Source organism: Sulfitobacter sp., from assembly GCF_041552635.1.
GTDB lineage: Bacteria > Pseudomonadota > Alphaproteobacteria > Rhodobacterales > Rhodobacteraceae > Sulfitobacter.
Genome location: NZ_JBFEKM010000212.1, coordinates 1 through 5,629, shown reverse-complemented (window position 1 = coordinate 5,629; position 5,629 = coordinate 1). Strand labels below are relative to the sequence as shown.

Here is a 5,629-nt window from a genome sequence, read left to right as displayed (position 1 = left end):
GTCCGCCGCATCCGCGATCGCGCGCAGTTCGTCTGGTGTGGTGATCCCGCCCCACATGCGCGGTACCACGCTAAACGTACCGTCTTTCTGAATGTTGGCGTGCTTGCGCTCGTTGATGAAACGGCTTTGCGGATCATCGGCATAATCCAGCGGCCAGTCTGCCAGCAGATAAAAGTTCAGGGCAGGGCGGCACACATGGCATCCGCACGAGGTCTTCCACCCGCATTCCTGCCAGACGGCAGGCATTGATGTTAGCCGCTGCGATTTGATCATGCGGCGCACATCCTCATGGGTCATATCAGTGCAGGCGCAGATGCTGGCGGCGGCGGGCAGCACGAAATCATCGCCCAATGTGACCGCCAGAACCTGCTCGACCAATCCGGTGCAGGTCCCGCAGGAGGCCGAAGCCTTTGTCGTGGCTTTCACCGCCGCAAGGTCGGTTGCCCCGCCTGCGATGGCATCCTCAATTGTGCCTTTGCAAATGCCGTTACAGCCACAGATTTCCGCGTCACGCGGTAAGGCTGCAACGGCTGAGAGCGGGTCCGCGAGGGGGCCCCCCTGATAGGCCGGGCCAAAGATCAGCGTGTCGCGCATCTCCGCGATGTCGGTCTTGTCGCGGATGAGGCCAAAGAACCAATTGCTGTCGGCCGTATCGCCGTACATCACCGCCCCGATGATCACGTTATTCTCGATTACCAGGCGGCGGTAAACGCCGCGTGCGGGATCGCGGAACACTATGTCCTCGCGCCCTTCACCCTCCGCAAAATCGCCCGCTGAGAACAGATCACATCCTGTCACCTTAAGCTTGGTCGACAGCTCTTTTTGAACAAACTGCGCCTCTTCCTCCAGCAGCGTCTTCGCAGCCACCCGCGCCTGATCATAAAGCGGGGCAACAAGGCCAAAGATCGCGCCGTCATGCTCTACGCATTCGCCCACGGCGAGGATGTCGGGGTCGGAGGTCACCATCTGGTCGTCCACATGGATACCGCGCCCTACGGCCAGCCCTGCATCTTGCGCCAGTTTCACATTGGGCCGGATGCCGACCGCCATCACCAGCAGATCGCAGGGCAGCTCGGTCCCGTCATCCAGCAACAAGGCGCGCACATGGCCGTCTTTGCCCAGTATTTCCTTGGAGTTGGCGGAGCATTTGACGGTAATGCCCTTGTCCACCAAAGCTTTGCGCAGCAGATAGCCCGCGGCCTCGTCCAGCTGACGCTCCATCAGGTGACCCATGATATGAACAACTGTAACGTCGACACCGCGCGCCGCCATGCCCGCAGCGGCTTCCAAACCCAACAAACCGCCACCGATCACCACGCATTTATGATCAGGCCCAAGGCCCATCATTCGCTCGGTATTTTCCAGATCGCGGTAGGCGATGACGCCTTCCAGATCGTGACCGGGCAGAGGGATCATGAACGGATTCGATCCGGTGCCGAACAACAGCTTGTCATAGGCCAGGACATCGCCATTCTCGGCTGTGACGGTCTTGGCCGTGCGGTCGATGCTGGCGATCTTCTCTCCAAAGCGGCAGGTCACGCCATTCTCGGCGTACCAATCAGGCGTATGCGTCTCGATCTCGGCATATATCTTGTCGCCCGCCAGCACGGGGCTAAGCATGATGCGGTTGTAGTTGCCGCGCGGCTCGGCGTTGAAGAGCGTGACGTTATAGGCGTTTGGCGCTGTTTCCAGCAAGGTTTCGAGAGCACGGCCCGTGGCCATTCCCGCCCCGATAATAATCAGTTTTTGTTTCATATCTTACTCCGCCGCGATGGGTTTTTTGGGGGCTGGTTTCCCGGCCTTCTCGGATTTCGAGGTGTTGCCGTGTTCGTATTCCTCAAGGAAATCAAGAACCTCCTGCCGGTAGGCATAGTAGTCGGGATGCTCAAGCAGCGCCTTGCGGGTGCGTGGACGGGGCAGCTTCACATCCGTGATCTTGCCGATCGTGGCCTGCGGACCGTTGGTCATCATCACCACGCGGTCGGCCAACAGGATCGCCTCATCAACGTCATGGGTGACGCAAACGGCAGTCACCTTTGTGCGCGACCAGACCTCCATCAGGACTTCTTGCAGTTCCCAGCGCGTCAGACTGTCGAGCATGCCAAATGGCTCGTCCAGCAAGAGCAGTTTAGGCGAGAGCGCAAAAGCCCGTGCGATGCCCACGCGCTGCTTCATCCCGTTGGAAAGCGACGCCGCCCCTTTGTCCATACTGTCGGCCAGACCCACACGCTCAAGGTAGTATTCCACCACATCCTGACGTTCGGCTTGGGACGCTTTCGGGTAAACCTTATCCACCCCGATCGCCACATTCTCTTTGGCGCTCAACCACGGGAACAGGTTGGGTGACTGGAAGACCACGGCACGCTCGGGGTCCGCCCCCTCCACGTTCCATCCATCCAGTTTGATCGCGCCCTGCGATATCGGGTTCAGACCCGCCGCCATCGTCAGCACCGTGGATTTGCCACAGCCCGAATGCCCGATCAGCGAGATAAACTCGCCCTTGTTGACCTTGAGGTCAAAATTCTCAACTACCGTCAGCGGGCCTTTGGGCGTCGGGTAGACTTTGTGCAATTGCGAGAACGTCAGGTAACGTTCCTCAATCGGGCTTTTCTGCGCGTCTGTTACAACCTTTGGCACTGCATGAATTGGCGTGACATTGGGCAAGGTCTTGCTCTCTTCGACCTTGGCCTCGATCCCCACATCCATCAGATATTTGGTCACACTTGCGCGCAGCGCCTTGAACGTCTCGTCGTTGTTCATGGCCATTCGGTCGCGGGGGCGGGGGATACCTACCTCAATCGGATCGGCCAAAGTGCCATCAGGGTTGAGCGGCACAATACGGTCTGCAAGGAGGATCGCCTCATCCACATCATTGGTGATCAGGATGCAGGTCTTTTTGTCGCTCTCCCAAATCTCCAGAATTTCATCCGCCAGATTGGCCCGCGTCAACGCATCCAGCGCCGAGAGCGGCTCGTCCAGCAGCAACATCTCGGGGTTCATCGCCAGTGCGCGCGCCACAGCAACCCGTTGGCGCATGCCCCCCGACAATTCCGCCGGACGTCGCCCGATTGCATGCGGCAGACCCACCATCGAGACGTAGTGATTGATCTTCGCCTCCCGCTCCGCCTTGCTGAGCTTGGGGAAAACCGCATCCACGGCCAGTCCCACATTGCCGCCCACTGTCAGCCACGGCATGAGCGAATAGGACTGGAAGATCAGCCCCCGCTCTGGTCCCGGTTCGGTGATGGGCGCGCCGCGATAGGTCAGCGTTCCGCTGTCGGGCATCTCAAGCCCCGCAATCAAGTTCATCAGCGTGGATTTACCCGTGCCGGAGAAGCCGAGGATGGCAAGGAATTCGCCCTCCTTCACCTCAAGATTGATGCCTTTGAGAACCTCGGCACGCTCGGTGCCTACGCCAAAGCCCTTGTTCACGTTTTTGATGCTCAGAATGCTCATCATTATTCCTTTCTGCGTCGCCTGAACGCCGCTTACCGATTGGCCGAGAAGGTAAACATGGACTGGAGTGCGTACATCACACGGTCCAACAGAAAACCGATGATCCCGATGGTGAACACCGCCACCATGATCTTGGCCAAGGACTGGGATGAGCCGTTCTGGAACTCGTCCCAGACGAATTTTCCCAGACCGGGGTTCTGCGCCAGCATCTCGGCGGCGATCAGCACCATCCAACCGACCCCAAGGCTCAGCCGCAGGCCGGTAAAGATCAGCGGCAGCGCCGAGGGCAGCACCAGCTTGGTGATCTTGGTCCATGTGTTCATCTTCAAGACGCGGGACACGCTCAACAGATCTTTGTCGATGCTGGCCACACCCAATGCGGTGTTGATCAGCGTGGGCCAAAGCGAGCAGAGCGTCACTGTGATCGCCGAGATCAGAAAGCTCTTGGAAAACATGCCGTCATTACTGGCATAAAGCGCCGAGACGATCATGGTCACAATCGGCAGCCACGCCAGCGGCGAGACGGGCTTGAAAATCTGGATCAGCGGGTTCAGGGCTGCATTGGCCGTCTTGGACAGGCCCGCCGCGATGCCCAGCGGAATGGCGATGATGGCAGCAATCAGAAACCCAAAGAAGACGGTTTTGATCGAGGTCCAGATTTGCGCGTAATAAGTCGGGCGCCCTGTATAGACCCGCTCGCGCACGCGATCCTCTTGGCCGTCCGCGATAAGCTTCGCGTTGCGGGCGTCTTGACGCTCATAGAATGCGGCTTCTTTCTCTCGCTCCCGAATGGCATCGGCATTGAGGCCTTTTGCCTGTTCCCAGACTTGCGCAGGCCCCGGCACAGCACCAAGGGACGTTTGCACTTTGGGTGCCAGTATGCCCCATGCGAGCAGGAAAATTGCAATCGCCAAAAGCGGCACGCCCAGCAGACGCCAGATTTCGCCCACCTGTGCGCGCGGATTGTCGCCAGCGGCGGCTTTCAGGATCGGGGTGAGCCATGCAAGGCCCAAGACCTGAAACCAGGAGTCGGCCTTGTTGATGCGGGTGAACAGGCGGGCGCGCTTGGCCTCGCGTTCGGCGGTCTGGATCTGCGTTGGATCAATGGCGGTCATGGTATGGCCTCTCTGGTCGGGGCTAATTTGCTGCGCTACGGCGATGTACAGGGGGTGTACGGGTTGTGTACGCGGGGGCGGGCAGGGTAGGACTGGGGAAGCTTCCGCGCCTCAGCGCGCCTGATTTTTGGGCAGGCGTGTGTGCTGCGGCGCGGTAATTCAGATGGGTTTAGCCCTGAATTTCGTTGTCGACGATCGTCTGTTCGCCCTTCAGGCCGATGGGCAGGCTTTCAAGATAGGCGTTGGGCGTGCGCCCGTCATAGCCGATGCCATCGATGATATCCGCCGCAGGCGTGGGTGCTTTGAACCCGTCGCTGTCAAAGGGGAAGTCAGCCGCATTTGCCATATCTTCGTCCACCAGCATTTGGGCGGCTTTCAGATAGATGTCGGGGCGGTAGACTTCCTTGGCTGTCTCAATGAACCACTCGTCAGACTTCGGTTCGGCGATCTGGCCCCAGCGGCGCATCTGCGTGAGGTACCATACGGCGTCTGAATAGAATGGATAAGTCGCGTTATAGCGGAAGAAGACGTTGAAATCAGGCGCAGGGCGGCGGTCGCCCTTCTCGAATTCAAAGAACCCTGTCATCGAGTTGGCGATGACCTCGGCATCCGCACCGACGTATTGCGAGCGCGAAAGCATTTCGACCGCTTCCTCGCGGTTGGCGTTATCATTCTCGTCCAGCCAGATCGCTGCACGGATCAGGGCCTTGGTCAGAGCGATTGTCGTGTTGGGGTTCTCATCCGCGAATTCCTTGGTGATGCCAAAGACCTTTTCGGGGTTGTTCTTCCACATGTCGTAGTCGGTGATGACCGGTACGCCGATGCCTTTGAATACCGCTTGCTGGTTCCATGGCTCCCCCACGGCGTAGCCGTAAATCGTGCCGGCTTCCATTGTGGCGGGCATCTGTGGTGGAGGCGTCACCGACAGAAAAACATCCGCGCCAATCGTGCCTGTTACATCCTCGGGGGAATAATAGCCTGGCTCAAGACCGCCAGCGGCCAACCAATAGCGGATTTCATAGTTGTGCGTGGAGACAGGAAACACCATGCCCATGTTG

Annotated in this window: 4 protein-coding genes; all 4 read right to left on the bottom strand. The window is 59.0% G+C overall.

Translation table 11 applies throughout. The features are described from left to right. The coding region (nirB, locus tag ABYT07_RS18490) for a nitrite reductase large subunit NirB (protein WP_372993493.1) at positions 1–1,755 on the bottom strand (1,755 nt) is incomplete at its 3' end. 3 nt (positions 1,756–1,758) lie between these two features. Next, positions 1,759–3,456 (bottom strand): ABC transporter ATP-binding protein, encoded by a 1,698-nt coding sequence (locus ABYT07_RS18485; RefSeq protein WP_372993492.1) that lies wholly within the window; start codon positions 3,454–3,456, stop codon positions 1,759–1,761. Between the two features lie 32 nt (positions 3,457–3,488). Then, the gene (locus ABYT07_RS18480) at positions 3,489–4,571 is read right to left on the bottom strand and encodes an ABC transporter permease (protein WP_372993491.1); all 1,083 of its coding nucleotides are present in this window, start codon (positions 4,569–4,571) and stop codon (positions 3,489–3,491) included. A 169-nt stretch (positions 4,572–4,740) separates the two neighbouring features. After that, a partial coding sequence (locus tag ABYT07_RS18475) for a CmpA/NrtA family ABC transporter substrate-binding protein (RefSeq protein WP_372993490.1) occupies positions 4,741–5,629 on the bottom strand: 889 nt, incomplete at its 5' end.